Consider the following 17,527-nt stretch of genomic DNA (forward strand, 5'->3'; position numbering starts at 1 on the left):
ATTACCTCACTTTTAAAATTACCATCCAAACCGGAAAGTGTCAAGAAGGAGCGTGAATCAAATGCGCAGTCCTTTTAGGATAGCCGCCTTCAGCGGAACGGTTACTGAGTTCCGGAAATGGCTCCAAAAATCTTTAGGGAGGTCGACCAAGTGGAAAAGTTTATATTAACCGAGGTTACCAGGGAATATCTCGGTGTTACTTTATACCAAATCAAGGCAACCCGTTCATTCGGGAACGTGAAAGCCGGCGAACTGGGCGGCTGGGTAGAGAAGGCTGAAAACCTGAGTCAGGAGGACGATGCTTGGGTGTTCGGCAATGCTCGGGTGTCTGGCAATGCTCGGGTGTCTGGCAATGCTCGGGTGTCTGGCAATGCTCGGGTGTCTGGCAATGCTCGGGTGTTCGGCGATGCTTGGGTGTTCGGCGATGCTGAGGTGTTCGGCGATGCTGAGGTGTTCGGCGATGCTCGGGTGTCTGGCAATGCTCGGGTGTTCGGCGATGCCCATATCACCTCACGGGCGCACATCGCCTGGTTTTCTTCCGTGGGCTCCGAGTACGGCACACTGACCGCGTACATGACCAAACAGGGAGTGGTTGAAGTCACCCGAGGATGCTTCCACGGATCGATTGATACCTTTGAAGCTGCAGTGCAGCAAACACATGGCGAAAGTCGGCACGGACAGGAGTACATGCTGCTAATCCAGTTCATTCGGCTCCGGTTCAAAGGCGTGATTGTTGAAAATGCCAGCTAAGCTAACCCCGCTGTGTTACTGCGGTCGAAGGATCGTTTTTAACTTCGACCAGAAAGAAAAACGTTGCCGGTGCGGGGCGAAACTGGTCCGGGACGAATCGGGCTTTTGGGCCTACGGATTAAGCATTATATCTTTTACACCAAATACAAACTTTAAGGAGGAAAAATATGAACATCACACTTCACATAGAGGCGGCTGATCCGGCAGAACTGCAGGTAGCCATTGCCGGTCTGGCCGGTATCACGGGTGGAGCATCCGCGCCACAGCCGGAGCCGGAAAAACCGAAGAAGAAAAAGCAGGAGAAGGCCGCGGAAACTAAACCCGCGCCTGAAACAGAGGCCGAACCCGTAGAGGAGCCCGGGACAGAGGAAACAGAGGAGACTACCGATACCCCTGAAATCACCCTGGAGCAGGTACGGGCAAAGCTGGCCGCTCTTTCCCAGGCTGGAAAGCAGGTACAGGTTAAAAAGCTTATTACGGACTTCGGCGCCGCGAAGCTCACCGAAATTCCCGAAGAGAAATATCCCAAACTACTGGCCGCAGCGGAGAAGCTGGCATGAGTGCGCCGCAGGCTCACGCCGTTCTATCGGCTTCCGGTTCAGGGCGTTGGATGGCTTGCCCACCTAGCGCCCAACTGGAAAGGCAGTTTCCAGACGAGACAAGCGAATACGCTGCAGAAGGAACCTTTGCCCACAGCCTGGCGGAATTGCATCTAGCTCATTATCTGGGGTATACGGGAATGATCGTTTTTAACCAGAACCTAAAAAAGCTGAAGGGGAATCCTCACTATTCGCAGGATATGGAGGACTACATCCAGGATTACCGGGACTTGGTTATAGAGCGAATCAACGAAGCCCGGACCCGAACAAAAGATTTAATTGTACTGTTGGAGCAGCGTTTGGACTATAGCCCCTGGGTACCGGACGGGTTTGGCACCGGTGACGTTGTAATTATCGCGGATAAAACCCTGGATATCATTGACCTGAAGTATGGCAAAGGGGTTCCCGTGTCAGCGGAAAACAACAGCCAAATGAGACTGTACGGCCTGGGAGCCCTTCACCAGTTTGAACACCTCTACGATATTGAAACGGTCCGGATGACCATCACCCAACCCCGGTTAGACAGCGTCTCCACGGCAGAGATGACCGCGGAAGAACTCTTAGCCTGGGCGGAAAAGGTAGTTAAACCTCTGGCCAAGATGGCTATTGCCGGCGAAGGAACCTTTTCAGCCGGAGACCACTGCCGTTTTTGTAAAGCTCGGTACACCTGCCGGGAAAGAGCCAATGCCAACTTGAAAATGGCCCAGTATGACTTCCGGGAGCCGCCGTTGCTGTCCCACGATGAAATTGCCGCCGTTCTATCCAAGGCTGAAGAACTCCAAAAATGGACCTCCGATGTGCAGAACTATGCCCTGGAACAAGCGGAAAAACACGGTGTAAAATTCCCCGGCTGGAAGCTGGTCGAAGGGCGCAGCAACCGCAAATATACGGATAAGGATGCTGTCGCCACCATCCTGTTGGCTGAAGGGTATAAAGAGGGTGATATATATAAACCCAAAGAGATTCTTGGAATCACAGATATGGAAAAGACTCTTGGCAAAAAGCGATTTAATCAGTTACTTCATGACCATGTTATTAAACCTGCTGGAAAACCTACGCTGGCCCCTGAAACGGATAAGCGTACGGAAATTAATTCAATCGACTCCGCCAAGGCGGATTTTAACGAAGCAGTATAAAAGTGAAAAGGAGAAATGTGAAATGACCCAAGCACAAACCAAGTCCCCTAATACCAAAGTTGTAACCGGTAAAATCCGGATGAGTTATGCCAACCTTTTTGAACCCCGGGCCATCGCAGAAGGCCAGGATAAAAAATACTCCCTTTGCGTTCTGATTCCAAAATCCGATGTGGAGACCCTTCGGAAAATCAAAGCCGCCGTGGATGCCGCCAAACAGGCGGGCGCCAGTCTATGGGGTGGAAAGATTCCCTCCAATCTTAAAACACCGCTACGGGATGGGGATGTGGACCGGGCGGACCAAGAGGAATACCAGGGCCATTATTTCCTGAATGCCAGCTCCAAACAAAAACCGGGTATTGTGGATCGAAACGTACAGCCGATTCTGGATCAATCAGAGGTATACAGCGGTTGCTACGGACGCGTCAGTTTGAACTTCTACCCCTTTAACCAGGCCGGGAATAAGGGCGTGGGATGTGGTCTGCAGAATGTTCAGAAGCTGGAAGATGGGGAGCCCCTGGGCGGTCGTTCCCGGGCGGAAGATGACTTTGACGTTGTCAGTGATGGCGGTGACGATGACTTTTTAGGGTAATTAGATGACAATCCTTAGTATTGATATTGAAACGTACAGCAGTGTAGACCTCGCGAAAAGCGGGGTCTACCGATATACGGAAGCCCCGGACTTTGAAATTCTGCTGTTTGGATACGCCTTTAATGAAGAACTGGTCCGGGTAATTGACCTGGCCAGTGGGGAGACCTTGCCGGAATCGGTACTGGCCGCCTTAACGGATCCTGAAATCGTCAAAACCGCTTTCAATGCTAATTTTGAAAGAACCTGCATCGCCAAACATTTTGGGCAACCAATGCCGCCGGAACAGTGGCGGTGTACGCAGGTCCATGCGTTGACTCTGGGTCTTCCTATCCGCCTGGACGGTGTGGCCAAAGCCATGAAACTGGAACAACAGAAAGACAGTGCGGGAAAGGCGTTAATCCGCTATTTCTCCATTCCCTGCAAGCCGACCAAGACTAACGGGCAGCGAACCCGCAACCGGCCGGAGCACGCTCCGGAGAAATGGGCTCAGTTCAAAGCCTATTGTCGGCAGGACGTGGAAGTGGAACGCACCATCCGGAAGGCTTTAGAACGGTACCCAATACCGGAGATCGAACAGAAACTCTGGATTTTGGATCAGAAAATTAATGACCGGGGGGTCCGGGTGGACCCTGAACTGGTGGCCCACGCCATTACTTGTGATACGGCCTACCAGAAGAAACTAGAAGCGGAGGCTGTTCGACTGACCGGTCTTGAGAATCCCAAAAGTGTTGCCCAACTGAAATCCTGGCTGATGGAAGCAGAGGGACTGGAGATAGAGAGTCTATCCAAAGAAACGGTTCCAACGTTGTTGAAACAGACAGAAAGCGAGACCGTTAAACGAGTGCTGGAACTGAGGCAGGAGCTTGCTAAAACCTCCATTAAGAAATACCAGGCCATGGACCGGGCTCGATGCCAAGACAACCGGATCCGGGGACTCCTGCAGTTTTATGCGGCAAATCGAACCGGGCGCTGGGCCGGGCGGTTGGTGCAGGTCCAAAATCTCCCGCAAAATAAATTAAAAGACCTGGACCTGGCCCGGCAACTGCTGCTTTCCGGAGAGTACGACACACTGGAACTGCTTTTTGAAAGTGTTCCCGGAGTATTATCTCAACTTATTAGAACGGCGTTTATTCCCTCTGCCGGCTGCAGGTTCATCGTGGCCGACTTCTCAGCCATCGAGGCCCGGGTCATTGCGTGGCTGGCAGGGGAAAAGTGGCGCATGGATGTGTTCAGCTCCCACGGAAAAATCTATGAAGCCTCCGCAAGCCAAATGTTTAAAATACCGGTGGAATCCATCACCAAAGGAAACCCCCTGAGGCAAAAAGGAAAGATTGCTGAGTTGGCTCTGGGTTACCAGGGCAGCGTAGGAGCTTTAGTCCAAATGGGCGCCTTGAAAATGGGCCTAAAGGAAGAAGAATTGCCGGAATTGGTGTCCTCCTGGCGGCAGGCAAACCCAAACATTGTGCAATTTTGGCGGGATGTCGAGAAGACAGCAATTACAGCCGTACAGGAGAAACGGGCAGTTACACTGCGTCACGGAATTGTTTTCTCCTATGAATCCGGAGCCCTGTTTATCCGTCTCCCTTCCGGGCGCCGCCTGGCTTATGTACGACCCAAAATAGGGGTGAACGAACGCTTTAACAAGCCCGCACTTACCTACGAAGGAGTGGAGCAAGGAACGAAACAATGGGGACGGCTCTACACCTACGGCGGGAAGCTGGTGGAGAACATTGTCCAGGCTACGGCCCGGGACTGCCTGGCCGAAAGCCTGTTAAGGCTTCATCAAGTTGGGTATCAAACGGTAATGCATGTCCACGATGAAGCCGTATTGGATGTACCGGACGACAAAGACATGGAAGAAGCACAAGAGTATATCTGCTATGTGATGGGCGAACCCATCCCCTGGGCTCCGGGGCTGCCCCTTCGGGCAGACGTGTTTGAGACAGGTTATTACAAAAAGGACGATTGAGTTAAAGGAGGTCCTAAAATGCAAAACACTTTAGGTGATTTGAATAACCACCTGTTTGCTCAACTGGAACGCCTGAGCGACGAGGATTTGAAGGGCGAAGAGCTAAAGGAAGAAATGGCAAGAGCGAAAGCAGTTACGGGCTTGGCGTCGCAAATTATAGCCAATGGTACGCTGGTGCTGAAGGCGAGGACCCTTCAGCTTGAGTATGGTGTCGAAGATGACAGTGGTGGCGACGAAAAGAAAATGCCTAAGATACTGAAGGCACAATTTTTAAAGGAGTAGTGGGATATGAGTTTTGAAGTGTACAATCCCCGACCGCAGCAGACGCAGCATAGATACACTTCAGATCAGGCTACCTTTCTCGTCGAAAATGTCAATGGCCGCAGTACCCAAGAGCTCACAGACATGTTTAATAATTACTTCGGAATAAATCTAACCTTGGCACAGATAAAGGCTTACAAGAAAAACCACGGCTTGACCAGCGGCCTAGACGGAAGATTTAGATCAGGGCACACTCCTTTTAACAAAGGTAAAAAAGGCGTTGGCGGATGGGAGCCTACTCAGTTTAAGAAGGGCAATAGGCCACACAATTATAAGCCGGTTGGCACAGAAAGAGTAAACGGTAATGACTATGTGGACATAAAAATCGCAGACCCTAACAAGTGGAAAGGGAAACACATTTTAATTTGGGAAGAGCGCCACGGGCCCGTACCCAAAGGGCACGTAGTCATCTTTGGAGACGGCAACCGGCGCAATTTTGAACCGGATAATCTCATTCTTGTTTCCCGTGGCCAACTGGCGATTTTGAATAAAAAGAATCTGATTCAAAATGACGCCAAATTAACAAAAACAGGGATTATCATAGCAGATATTTTCAAAAAAATAAGTGACCGGAAACCCAGACGAAAAGGTTAGGAGGAATTTAAGAATGGACTGCAATAACGTGATTAATTTTATGAATCAACAGCTTAAAGCTTTAAAAGAAATAGAAGATTTAGTCTCCCACGATGAAAACCAGGCTTCCACCCATTCCATTGAGACGGAAGACCTGGAAGCCCTTAAAACCTACGTTGAGACCATGAAACGGGCAGCCGCCACAGCATCGGAGCTGGCCAAGCATTATAAGAAAGGTGCTCAAAAGGATACACCGGATTCAGGTACGGATGAAAAACCGAAGAAAAAAAGAGCATCCGCCAAAAAGCAGGAGGAGCCGGCTCAGAAACCGGTTGAGGAACAGCCGGAACAGCCGGAACAGCCGGAAGAGACTGCTGCCGCCGAAGAGGATGAGTTTGATTTTCTTATGTAGGGAGGGGAAAGCAATTGCTTGCAGCTACCGTCGTCATCCCTCAGATGTTTACCGCCTATGCGGAGGATTTAGGATACCACAGTAACGGACTACACCACTTTCAATACTTCTGTGAGCAATGTGACCAGGCTTTCACTGTTACCTGGGGCAAAAAGACCGGGGCCATGGGCTGGTATGAACGGGGTGATTATTTCCATTGCCCCCACTGCGGTATGCGGCATGAAAAACATGTTGTCACCGTTAAACGCGGAGTGCAGGCCCCGAACGAAGTTCGCCTCAGTGTGAAAGTGTACAAAAGCGCGGTTACCTTTGAGGTCTACAGCAGCACCGTGTATTTTCAGGATACCCTGCGGGTTTTCAGTGGGAAGCACAAAGAAATCTTCCGTTTTGACCTTGCCAAGCAGAAAGTGGTGTTTACCCGGTATAAAAATAACTGCAAGATTGAATCCTTTGAAATTGGCAACCCGTATGAGTTAGAAGTATTGGAAAAAAGCATTCTAGGTTTCTTTTTGCCCAACAGTTTAGCCAACACAAGGGAAAAGGCCGAATTATATGGAATTCTCCGGGTTCTTCGGGAGACGGTACAGGCAAAGCTGGAAAGGCATCTGGGGCATAAAATCAGTTCCATGTACGTCAGCCCGGGTCAGTATTATGGCGCTTTCCTGCTGCCCATCTTCAATATGGCGTATCGGGTGTTGTTTCCCGATGCGCCCAACCTTCCGAACATCTACCGGGAGAGCCCCGGGACCATTCGGAGTTATTGGAAGATGAAAATGGTCAACGGTCACTTTATGGAAGCGGTTATCGCTTCGACCCGTGAGCGAGTGGATTTTGTCTCCGCTCTGGCGGCCGCAAACGCGGTACCTGACCGGCCTCTGATGAGACGCATATTGGCGGTAAATCCCTTTGAAATCGGTCTGTTGGCCCAGTCCTTTGCGCTGTGCCGGAACTATGATTTAGCCGTCCGTCTCTATGCCGGCTTTAAGCTGTTGAAGGCAAATGGAAACACGTTGGAATATGCGGTTCAGTACGTTAACGAGGATTTAATTGAATTCCTGCGGGAAATGCTGCCGCTATACGGTGAGGCCGGTGTGGTCCGCATGGTGGAAGAAGCGAGGGAAATAAACCTCCGGGATTGCATTCGACTCCACCAGCAGCTTAACGAAGAGAACCGGGAAAGATTGAAAACAGAAAAAGTTAGACTGAAGGAATTACACGACTGGATGGCCCGGACCCACCGGAGGCAAAACCACGTAAACTTAAAATTTGAGGTTCCTGACCACATCATAAAACGGCTTTCCATGCAAAAGGATAAGATAAAATTCTTTATGCCCAAAGAATCCCTCGAACTCCTGGAGGCCGGCGCCGAACTGCACAACTGTGTTGCCTCCTACGGAAAAGCCATGAAGGATAATACCCAATGGATCGTATTGGTGGCGGACGATAAAGGCAAACTGGCTGCCTGCCTGGAGATTCGGGGGAAAGCCCTGGTACAGGCAAAGCTGGATAAAAACATACCGGTAGCCCGGGACGCCAAGCTTAATAATGAAGTGCTTGCCTGGGCAAAGAATGCCGGTCTGGAAATTAAAACGGAAGATGTAGAAGCACAGGAAGAAATGATTTTGAAGACAGGCTGAGGAGGGTGACCGCTGTTGAACAATCCAATGCAATCTATCAGCAAGATAAAACACGACGGTTCCCTGACCATCGCCACAGGGCGCAGCCGGAAGGAAAAGAACTGGAGGAACCGGGAAATGGTTTGGTCCGAGCTGGTGGAAAGACTCAGCCGGACCACCCGGACCGGGGAAACCCTGGCCGAATATCGAAAACTGACCAAAGCCCAGCAGGGTCAAATAAAAGATGTGGGGGGTTTTGTTGGCGGCACGCTCAAGGGAGGACGGAGGAAGAGCGACGCGGTGGTCTGGCGTCAGGTGGTTACCCTGGATGCGGACTTCGTGAAGGGGGATCTCTGGGCCTCGGTGGAGATGATGCTGGGTTGTGCCTGTGTGGTGTATTCTACGCACGCCCACAGCCCCCAAAATCCCCGTCTGAGGTTAGTTATTCCTTTATCCCGTCCTATTACGCCGGACGAATATCCGGCGGTGGCCCGGCGCATTGCGGCGGATTTAGGGATTGATTTTTTCGATGATACCACGTATGAACCCCATCGGCTGATGTATTGGCCCTCCACCTCCTCCGATGGGGAATACGTCTTTCGATTGGCTGACGAGCCTTGGTTGAATCCTGACGAGGTGTTAGCGCGGTACCCGGATTGGAAAGATCCGTCCTATTGGCCGGAATCTTCCCGGGCTCAACAGGACCGCAAAAAACTGGCCGATAAGCAGGGGGATCCTCTGGCAAAGCCGGGGATCGTGGGGGCTTTCTGCCGAACCTACACCATCCAGGACGCCATAGAAAACTTTCTTGGGGAGGTATACGGACCCTGCGGGGATGGGCGGTATACCTATTTATCAGGTTCTACTGCCGGCGGACTGGTGGTGTATGACGGGGATACTTTTGCCTATTCTCACCACGGAACGGATCCGGTGAGTGGAAAGTTGGTGAATGCCTTTGATCTGGTCCGGCTGCATTTGTTTGGGACCCGGGATGAAGAGGCGGAGCCGGGAACGCCCACTGTTAAGCTGCCTTCATACTTAGCCATGTTGGAATTTTGCCAGAATGACAATTTTGTAAAAAGTACTATCACCGAAGAGCTTTTATCCAAAGCGCAAGAGGATTTTAAAAATGACGGTGAGTGGACAAAACACCTGGAGTTTAGTAAAAAAGGCGAGATAATACCCTCTTTGAGAAACCTTGTGTTAATTCTCCGGAATGATCCGAACCTGTGTGGGATAGCATACAACTCCCACCGGGGCGCTATCGTTCTGCTGGAGCCGGTTCCCTGGCGCAAACCGGGGGAATGGAAAGGTCCGGACTGGAGCGATGATGACGATGCAGCCTTGCGGGTGTACCTGGAGAAGGTTTATAGGATATGGACCCCTTCAAAACTCAATGATGCCTTGGCCGCTGTGAGCCATGAAAGAACTTTTCATCCAATCCGTGAATATTTAGAGGGCCTTCCGGAATGGGACGGCATTCCGAGATTAGAGGAATTACTTATCGACTACTTGGGCGCGGAGGATTCCACCTATGTTCGGGCCGTGACTAAAAAGACACTAATAGCAGCCGTAGCTCGAGTGATGCAGCCGGGTTGTAAATTCGACTATATGCTGGTGCTGGTAGGACGGCAGGGTCTTGGGAAAAGTACACTTTTTACCCGTCTTGCCGGGGATTGGTTCAATGACTCGCTTAGCATGAATGACATGAAAGATAAAACGGCTGCGGAGAAATTGCAAGGGTATTGGATTTTGGAGATTGGAGAATTGGCCGGATTTAAGAAAGCGGAAGTGGAGGCGGTTAAATCATTTTTAAGCAGGCAGCGGGATGTTTATAGGCCTTCATTTGGCCGCCGTACCGTGGAGCACCCACGGCAATGTATTATTGTAGGGAGCACAAATAACGACACAGGTTTCTTGCGGGACAGTACCGGGAACCGGCGTTTTTGGCCAGTCACGGTAACCGGTGTATCAGAGGATAAGGCCTCCTGGACCCTCAACGACTATACAGTCAGTCAGATATGGGCCGAAGCTGTGGACGCCTGGAAAGCCGGAGAGAAACTTTTCCTGGAGGGAGAAGTTGCAGCAGAGGCCCAGGAACAGCAGAAGCTGGCCATGGAGAGCGACGAGCGCATAGGTATGATCAAAGAATATCTGGACAGACTGCTGCCGGAAGACTGGGAAAAAAAGAGCCTCAGTGAGCGGAGGGCATTTATCCACGGGGATGATTTTGGTCAGGAAGCAGTCGGTACAATGCAGCGTGACCGGGTTTGCATAGCTGAGATATGGTGTGAGCTGTTCCGGAAAGATTTAACAACCATCAAAAGGTTTGAAATAGATGAAATTCACGGGCTGATGCGGCAAATCGAAGCCTGGGAAAAGTACAGCGGAAACAAGGATGGAAAAATGAAATTCAGACTATACGGAGTGCAAAGAGCCTACACCAGAAAAGAATCTAATCAATTACCGGGGTTGCCAATACCGGTTGCCGACCTCTAAAAAGTTGCCAAGGTTGCCGAAGTTGCCAAATTTCCAAGGTTGCCAACAGTAGGCTTAAAAATAGAGATAGTTACCGAGATTGCCGACATCGGCAACCCTGAAAATACAGCAACGTCAAGAACTAAAGGTTAAATTGCCGAAGTTGCCGATAGCTTATAGAGATATATTAAATATAGAAATATATACACATGTATGTTATGTGTAGGCGCGTGTAAGGAATTTTCGTCAACTTGGCAACCGCCAATAAAACGAGGGATGTTAAAGATATGAGCGAGGGACGACTGGAACGACGTTTCAAACGAGAAGTAGAAAAGCGAGGCGGTTTAGCACTGAAATTTACCTCCCCAGGCAGGCGAGGGGTGCCGGACCGGATTGTACTTCTCCCGGGAGGCCGGACTCTATTCGTGGAGATGAAAGCCCCAGGGGGGCAGAGAGAGCCGCTGCAGCAGAAGTGCGCTAGAGATTTTCAAGCCATAGGCTTTTCCGTATATTGTTTGGACAGTGAAGAAGCGATAAACCGGTTTCTCAAGGAGGTGTTTGGTTAGGATGCAGTACGTACCGTATCCCTATCAGGAATTTGCCACCCAGTACATTCTCGAAAAGCCTGGCGTAGGGCTGTTTTTCGATATGGGTATGCGGAAAACCGTTTGCACTCTTACAGCCGTTGAGGAACTTTTGTATGACCGGTTTGAGGTTTCCCGGGTACTGGTGATCGGCCCTCTCCGGGTGGCGCAAGATGTTTGGATCCGCGAAGTGCGAAAATGGGATCACCTGCAGCAGCTTCGGGTTTCCAGAGTTTTAGGTTCACGGAAAGAACGTATCGCCGCTTTAAAAGCTCCCGCCGACATCTGGGTAATTAATCGCGAGAACGTGGAATGGCTGGTGAACTACTACGGCAAGGCCTGGCCCTTCGACATGGTGGTGATTGACGAACTTTCCAGTTTTCGGAATCCTTCAGCCCGACGATTTAAAGCCCTTCGGAAGATTCGACCATTGGTGAAACGTTGGGTCGGTCTTACCGGTACGCCAAGGCCGAAGAGTTTGTTGGATCTCTGGGCCCAGGTCTATCTGCTGGACGGTGGAGAGCGTTTGGGGAAAACCTATACCGGGTATCGAGAACGGTATTTCGAACCGGATCAACGGAACCGGACCACTATTTTCAGTTGGAAACCGAAGACTGGGGCCGAAGAAGCCATATACAAGATGATATCGGGTATTTGCATCAGTATGCCGGCTACCGGTTTACCGCCCATAGAACCCCGGATTGTAAAGATCCCCTTGCCGCCAGAGGCACGGCAGCGATACAACCAGTTAGAAAGAGACATGCTGCTTCCCTACGTGGACGGAGATGTGGTGGCCTTTACAGCTGCATCGCTGGGGACGAAGCTTCTTCAGATGGCGAACGGTGCTGTGTATGACGAGCATAAACAGGTTCGGGAGATCCACGACGCTAAATTAAAAGCCTTGGAAGAGGTTTTGGAGGAATTCGGGGAGTGGCCTGTGATGGTGTTTTACGCCTACCAGCATGACCGGGACCGTATCTTACGGCACTTTCAGGGGAAGCGCATCCGGACTTTAGACGACTCAAAGGATATTGACGACTGGAACACCGGGAAAATCTCTATTCTGCTGGCCCATCCCGCTTCTACGGGTCACGGGCTGAATCTCCAGGAAGGTGGTCATGTAATCATCTGGTTTGGCTTGACGCAGGACTTGGAGCTGTACCAGCAGGGGAATGGACGATTGCGGCGACCGGGGCAGGAACACGATTGTGTCATTGTCGTTCACTTGGTGGTAGAAGGGACGCACGATGAGGATGTACTGCCTATCCTGGGCGGGAAAGCAAAAGGCCAGGACGCCCTTCTTACGGCAGTGAAAGCCCGAATTGAGAGGGTACAAAAAGGAGGACCACCTTTGTGCGGCAGCATGGAACCTGCTGGGCGCGATGTGGACAGAGGAAAAAGGGGGTGGAGACAATCGGCAAAAAACAAAGCACGGTGAACATACAGGATCTGGCCAGAGCTGCAGCCGTTGAGGCTGTGAGGCTTCAGAGAAACGAGGAACGGCAGCGAATCAAGCGAAGCCGATTCCAGAATACAGAACTACTTTTAAAGAATTACCTGAGCCTGCTGGAGCATTACGAGAATGCCAAGGATAAAGCCTCCGACATTATGGATCTGGATGACCTGGACATGGACGAGGTAATCGTGAAGGCCATTAAGAGAAGCCGGATCCGGACGGCAATTATGATTAACCAGATTGATGTTTGTCTGGAGATACTACGGCTTAGGATGTCGGCCAAAGGTCAGCCGGAGAAATACGAGGTTATCCATCGGCTGTATCTGGATGAGGCGAGGAGGCATATAGAATTAGGTGAATTGGTTAGGGTAATAGCTGAGGAATTGCATTGTGGCAAGGATTCTGTATATCGGTGGAAAAGGGAAATGATTACCGAATTGAGCATATTAATTTTTGGCGTAGACGGTCTGAGGCTGGATATTTAAAGCTTCAGGGGTTTGCGAATGGTGTGCGAAAAAGATGCGATTTACACGCTAAAAGAACCGTGGTAAAATGGTACTGTGAAATATTGCGTTTAGGAAAACCGTCCATTTCGTGGGCGGTTTTCTTTATTCAGAAAATAACTTGTTAGCATGTACCAATATGATAAAATCATAACATGGGAAAGTAATTATAGGGGGGAAAAGGTTGAAGAATAAGTCGTTGAAGAATAAGTCAATAATAATGTTTGTTATTTTAATACTTATGGTATGCCAATTTTGGGATGCCGCAAAGGACTACATGGGGGCATTAGGTTTATTAGCAGGCTCGATAATTTCATGGCGTATCTCTGACCATTATTTCAACGAATCTAGTAAAAGTTTGCTAATAGAAACGGGACAGTTAAAAGATTTAAATAAAATGATGCTAGAATATGGTAAGGAGTTATCGGAAGAGAACAAAAAGTTAAAAGAACTAAGCAAAACAATGATAGCCTACAGTGAAGAGCTATTAAAAGAAAATAAAGAATTAAAATACTATAATAGATTGACATTAAAGTTCCTTGATGAATTGGATGAGAGTGGAGTAGGAGTTGCACTTGTTGAAGACCAAAACGGGAATTTGGTACTTGGCAGAAAATCAGCATCACAAATACCATGCTCTATACAGATTCCAGATAAAAACTAAGAGCCCTAACCGGGCTCTTTTCTTATGCCTGAAAGGAGGGGTGCAAAGTGGCAGGAAGGCCAAGCAAATACAAAGAAGAATACGCCGAGCAAGCCTATAAACTCTGTTTGCTTGGCGCTACAGACAAAGAGCTTGCGGATTTTTTTAATACTTCGGAGCAGACGTTAAACACCTGGAAGAAAAAACATCCCGAATTTCTTGAGTCCCTAAAAAAAGGCAAGATCGAAGCGGATGCCGTAATTGCCCAGAAACTATACCATCGCGCTAAAGGGTATTCGCATCCGTCTACAAAATTTGCAACCTATGAAGGCCAAATAACCGATCAGGTGGAATACACTGAACACTATCCGCCTGATACAGCCGCCGCTATCTTCTGGTTGAAAAATCGGCAGCCGTCCAAGTGGAGAGATAAGCAAGACGTAGAACACAGCGGCAGCATGGTTATTTTCAAGGGAGAGGATGCCCTTGAAGATTGAGGTAAATCTCCCTGAAGTCATTGGCAAAGGCTATGCGTCTTTCTGGAAAACCAAAAAACGATACCGGGTTTTAAAGGGTGGCCGCGGATCAAAGAAATCCGCAACCACCGCCTTATGGTTTATTTACCACATCATGAAATACCCGCAGGCCAATGCGCTTGTGGTAAGAAAGACCTTTAACACCCACAAAGACAGCACCTTTGCCCAGTTGAAATGGGCGGCCAAACGGTTAGGGGTCTTTGATAAATGGCGCTTTACCGTCAATCCGTTAGAATGCACCTACATCCCAACCGGTCAAAAGATACTTTTCCGTGGTTTTGATGATCCCTTAAAGCTAACGTCAATTACCGTTGATGTTGGCTTTTTATGTTGGGTCTGGTTAGAAGAGGCTTACGAGATTGAGAATGAAGCAGATTTTGAAACCTTGGACGAAAGCATTCGCGGGGAAATGCCTCAAGGTCTGTGGAAGCAGCTAACACTAACTTATAATCCATGGGTTAATACCCATTGGACTAAAAGCCGTTTCTTTGACAAGGTAGACCCTCATGCCTTTACCTTAACCACTACTTTTCGGTGCAATGAATTTCTTGATGACGCCGACCGGCGATACATTGAGGAATTGGAATATACCAACCCGGACCGTTACAAGGTTGTTGGCCTGGGTGAATATGGGATACCCGGTGGAACGTACTTCGATGAGTTTAGGACGGACATCCATGTGATTCAACCTTTTGTTATTCCTGAACATTGGCGTAGGTACACAACAAAGGACTATGGATTGGATATGCTGGCAAACTACTGGATAGCCGTAGACCCGCAAGGCAAAGCATACGTTTACAAAGAGCTTTACGAGAGCAATTTAATTATCTCCGCTGCCGCCAAACGCATTGCCGAGGTAAACGGTTCTGATGCAATTTATCAAAAGTTTGCCCCGCCGGATCTGTGGAACAGAAGACAGGAAACCGGCAAAAGTGCTGCTGAAATCTTTATGGAATACGACGAATGGTTAACACAAGCCAATAACGACAGAATTCAAGGGTGGTATAATCTAAAAGAGTGGTTAGCCCCTTATGAAGATGAACAGGGCATTAAGACGGCAAGCCTGGTTATATTTAAAAACTGTGTCAACCTAATCCGGACTCTACCGCAACTCCAATGCGATGAAAAGGACCCCAATGACGTAGCGACAGAACCGCATGAGTTGACCCATGCCCCGGATGCAATCCGCTATTTTGTAGCAGGCAGGCCGGCGCCGGCCATCATTAAGGCGAAGAAGAAGAACAGCCTACCCTTTGCTCTACAGACCCCCGAACCGAAAGGAGATTATCACGCATGGTAGACCTGATTGTCATTTTAATAGCCTTCCTCTTTGGCGCCCTGAGCGCCGTTTTTTGTGTCCGTTTGGGCCTGACCTGGGCGCGAATCCAGCGAGGGGAAGAACCAAAACACCTGCCTATTCTACCGGAGACGAAACCACCCCCCAAAGTAGAAGAACAGGAACCGAAACCGGATAAAACCCTGCAACACTGGTTCGTGGGGGGTGAAGAGAAACCATGAGCATGATGGAAAAGGTTTTATCCTTCCTGCCGGGCAAGGAGGCGGCAGACTCGCCGGAGCCGGTGGCCGAGAAGATTTTGGAGCAGTTGCAGTCCTCCGTCTCCTGGAAGCGGGCTAGGGGATATTACGATGACTGGCCGGAATATGAACGATTCAAGCGTGGGGACCAGTGGCCGAAGCCAACCCAGGACACTGCCGTTTATCCCAGACCGGTGATCAACATCTTTGAGTCTATCATCGACCAGAAGGTATCCGCGGTGCTTCAGGAGGAGCCGGAGATTACCTTTCTGCCCCGGGAAGGAGCGCCGGCCAACGACCCTCTGACGGCCACGGACCCCACCCGGGCGGATGCGGAAGCGGCTCAGATGTTCAGCAAAGTAGCCAAGTACACCAGCGAGGAAACTAATAACGACGACCTGAACGAGCAGATAGCCGAAACTGCGGCCCTGCTGGGTACGGGCATATCTTATTGGTATTGGGATCCCGGCAAGCGAGGCGGGAACCCGGAGCGCATGACCGCTTTTGAAGGGGATATTGCCGGGGATGAGATTGACCCGGCAGACATCCATGTGGGCAACCCGAGGGAGCCGGATATTCAGAAACAGCCTTGGATAATCATCACTGCCCGGACCCCGCTCCAGGAATTCAGAGAGTTCTACAGGAAACACGCTGACCGGCTGGGTGTGGACGTGGCCAGTATCCGCGGCAGCAAGGAGCAGCAGCGGGACCAGCTTTACGACAGTGAGCGAAATGAAATCGACTCCACGGACTACGTGGACGAAATCCGCCGCTTCCGCAAAGTGATGAATCCGGAAACCGGGCATACCGAGGTTTGGTATGAAGTGGTGGCGGACAGCAAACTGGTCCGGGTGGAAAGGCCCCTCTTCCAGTACAGTGACCGCTATCCCCTGGCGGTGTTCCGCTGGAAGGATGTCCGGAACTGCTTTTTCGGGGAAGGGGAGGCCAGGAATATCATTGAGGCCCAGAAGTCGGTGAACCGGCTGTTGGGCCTGTCCATTTGGTCCGGGTATTTGACGGCCTGGCCCAAACTGTTGGCCGATGAGCAGCAGGTGGACCCCACTAGCATCACCAATCAGCCGGGGCAACTGGTCCGCAAACGCCCGGGAAACTGGCAGGGGAAGGCCCTGGAATACCTCCAGGCTCCTACCATCCCGGGGTACGTGCAGCAGCTTTTTTCCGAACTGCCGGAAATGGTGAAGACTGAGGCGGGCGTGCATGAGGCCATGGTGGGCCAGGCGCCCAGCGGGGAGCTAAACGCCCAGGCCATTATGATGCTGCAGAAGGCCGCGGGAATCCGGATATCGAAGATTAGCCGGAACTTTCGCCGCTATCTGAAGGAAGTGGCCCAGGTCTGGGAAGCCTTCTGGAAGGAGTTTTATTCCGAGCAGCGGTTGATCCGCATCACCGACGGCCAGGGGGGCCGGGAATACCTCTGGTTCCGCGGTACGGATTGGGTGGATTTTGACTTCGACGTGATGGTGAACAGCGTGCCCAGTACCCCCTACAGCGAAGCGGCCATGGTGGCAGAGCTGAAGGAACATTTGAATGGGGGACGCATTGACTTCACCACCTACCTGGAAAACCTGCCGCCGAACTACCTGCCCCAGAAAGAGAAGATCATCGAACAGGTGAAGCAGGCCCAGGCTCAGCAGCAACAGCAGATCATCTCCCAACTACCGCCGGATCAGCAGGAGATGTTCATGCAGTTGTCGCCGGAGGAGCAGCAGGAAATGCTGAATCAAGTACAGGGAGCACCGTAGCAGGTGCTTTCTTTTTACCTAAAACTTACGGGCGTTAATCAGCCAGCGCCGCCGGCTGGTAAG

General features: G+C 50.4%; 18 protein-coding genes. All 18 read left to right on the forward strand.

Annotated features, from left to right (window positions below; genetic code table 11):
* Positions 1-150: 150 nt before the first annotated feature.
* The 18 genes from DESRU_RS05475 (at position 151) to DESRU_RS05560 (ending at position 17,464) form a co-directional block, all read left to right on the forward strand.
* A complete protein-coding gene (locus tag DESRU_RS05475) occupies positions 151-750 on the forward strand; it encodes a hypothetical protein (RefSeq protein WP_013841119.1) in 600 nt (199 codons plus the stop codon).
* A 167-nt stretch (positions 751-917) separates the two neighbouring features.
* Positions 918-1,310, forward strand: a complete 393-nt coding sequence (locus tag DESRU_RS20730) for a hypothetical protein (protein ID WP_013841120.1) — start codon at positions 918-920, stop codon at positions 1,308-1,310.
* Positions 1,307-2,485 carry a DUF2800 domain-containing protein gene (locus DESRU_RS05485; RefSeq protein ID WP_013841121.1) on the forward strand — a complete coding sequence of 393 codons (1,179 nt, stop codon included), beginning with the start codon at positions 1,307-1,309 and terminating at the stop codon, positions 2,483-2,485. Before DESRU_RS20730 ends, DESRU_RS05485 begins: the two co-directional genes overlap by 4 nt.
* A gap of 22 nt (positions 2,486-2,507) precedes the next feature.
* Positions 2,508-3,074 carry a DUF2815 family protein gene (locus DESRU_RS05490; RefSeq protein ID WP_013841122.1) on the forward strand — a complete coding sequence of 189 codons (567 nt, stop codon included), beginning with the start codon at positions 2,508-2,510 and terminating at the stop codon, positions 3,072-3,074.
* 4 nt (positions 3,075-3,078) lie between these two features.
* Positions 3,079-5,043: a DNA polymerase gene (locus tag DESRU_RS05495; protein ID WP_013841123.1), complete on the forward strand. Its 1,965-nt coding sequence runs from the start codon at positions 3,079-3,081 to the stop codon at positions 5,041-5,043.
* Between the two features lie 18 nt (positions 5,044-5,061).
* On the forward strand, positions 5,062-5,325 hold the full coding sequence (locus DESRU_RS05500) for a hypothetical protein (RefSeq protein WP_013841124.1): 264 nt from the start codon (positions 5,062-5,064) through the stop codon (positions 5,323-5,325).
* Positions 5,326-5,331: 6 nt separating this feature from the next.
* The gene (locus tag DESRU_RS05505) at positions 5,332-5,958 is read left to right on the forward strand and encodes an HNH endonuclease signature motif containing protein (RefSeq protein WP_013841125.1); all 627 of its coding nucleotides are present in this window, start codon (positions 5,332-5,334) and stop codon (positions 5,956-5,958) included.
* A 13-nt stretch (positions 5,959-5,971) separates the two neighbouring features.
* On the forward strand, positions 5,972-6,349 hold the full coding sequence (locus tag DESRU_RS05510) for a hypothetical protein (RefSeq protein ID WP_013841126.1): 378 nt from the start codon (positions 5,972-5,974) through the stop codon (positions 6,347-6,349).
* A 14-nt stretch (positions 6,350-6,363) separates the two neighbouring features.
* Entirely contained in the window at positions 6,364-7,986 is a 1,623-nt protein-coding gene (locus DESRU_RS05515; protein WP_013841127.1) for a PcfJ domain-containing protein, read from the forward strand.
* Positions 7,987-8,013: 27 nt separating this feature from the next.
* Positions 8,014-10,464 carry a virulence-associated E family protein gene (locus DESRU_RS05520; RefSeq protein WP_041275314.1) on the forward strand — a complete coding sequence of 817 codons (2,451 nt, stop codon included), beginning with the start codon at positions 8,014-8,016 and terminating at the stop codon, positions 10,462-10,464.
* 266 nt (positions 10,465-10,730) lie between these two features.
* Complete coding sequence (locus tag DESRU_RS05525) at positions 10,731-11,009, forward strand: PDDEXK family nuclease (protein ID WP_041275315.1); 279 nt, start codon at positions 10,731-10,733, stop codon at positions 11,007-11,009.
* A gap of 1 nt (position 11,010) precedes the next feature.
* Entirely contained in the window at positions 11,011-12,465 is a 1,455-nt protein-coding gene (locus DESRU_RS05530) for an SNF2-related protein (protein WP_013841130.1), read from the forward strand.
* Positions 12,432-12,968 (forward strand): hypothetical protein, encoded by a 537-nt coding sequence (locus DESRU_RS05535; protein ID WP_013841131.1) that lies wholly within the window; start codon positions 12,432-12,434, stop codon positions 12,966-12,968. The genes DESRU_RS05530 and DESRU_RS05535 overlap by 34 nt, the downstream gene beginning before the upstream one ends.
* 202 nt (positions 12,969-13,170) lie before the next feature.
* A complete protein-coding gene (locus DESRU_RS05540) occupies positions 13,171-13,650 on the forward strand; it encodes an MreC domain-containing protein (RefSeq protein ID WP_013841132.1) in 480 nt (159 codons plus the stop codon).
* Positions 13,651-13,697: 47 nt separating this feature from the next.
* On the forward strand, positions 13,698-14,126 hold the full coding sequence (locus DESRU_RS05545; RefSeq protein WP_013841133.1) for a helix-turn-helix domain-containing protein: 429 nt from the start codon (positions 13,698-13,700) through the stop codon (positions 14,124-14,126).
* On the forward strand, positions 14,116-15,465 hold the full coding sequence (locus DESRU_RS19790; RefSeq protein WP_013841134.1) for a PBSX family phage terminase large subunit: 1,350 nt from the start codon (positions 14,116-14,118) through the stop codon (positions 15,463-15,465). The genes DESRU_RS05545 and DESRU_RS19790 overlap by 11 nt, the downstream gene beginning before the upstream one ends.
* Positions 15,459-15,683: a hypothetical protein gene (locus DESRU_RS05555; RefSeq protein WP_013841135.1), complete on the forward strand. Its 225-nt coding sequence runs from the start codon at positions 15,459-15,461 to the stop codon at positions 15,681-15,683. The genes DESRU_RS19790 and DESRU_RS05555 overlap by 7 nt, the downstream gene beginning before the upstream one ends.
* A complete protein-coding gene (locus DESRU_RS05560; RefSeq protein WP_013841136.1) occupies positions 15,680-17,464 on the forward strand; it encodes a portal protein in 1,785 nt (594 codons plus the stop codon). Before DESRU_RS05555 ends, DESRU_RS05560 begins: the two co-directional genes overlap by 4 nt.
* The last annotated feature ends 63 nt before the right edge of the window (positions 17,465-17,527 follow it).

The organism is Desulforamulus ruminis DSM 2154, assembly GCF_000215085.1.
In the GTDB taxonomy this organism is placed as follows: Bacteria; Bacillota; Desulfotomaculia; order Desulfotomaculales; family Desulfotomaculaceae; genus Desulfotomaculum; species Desulfotomaculum ruminis.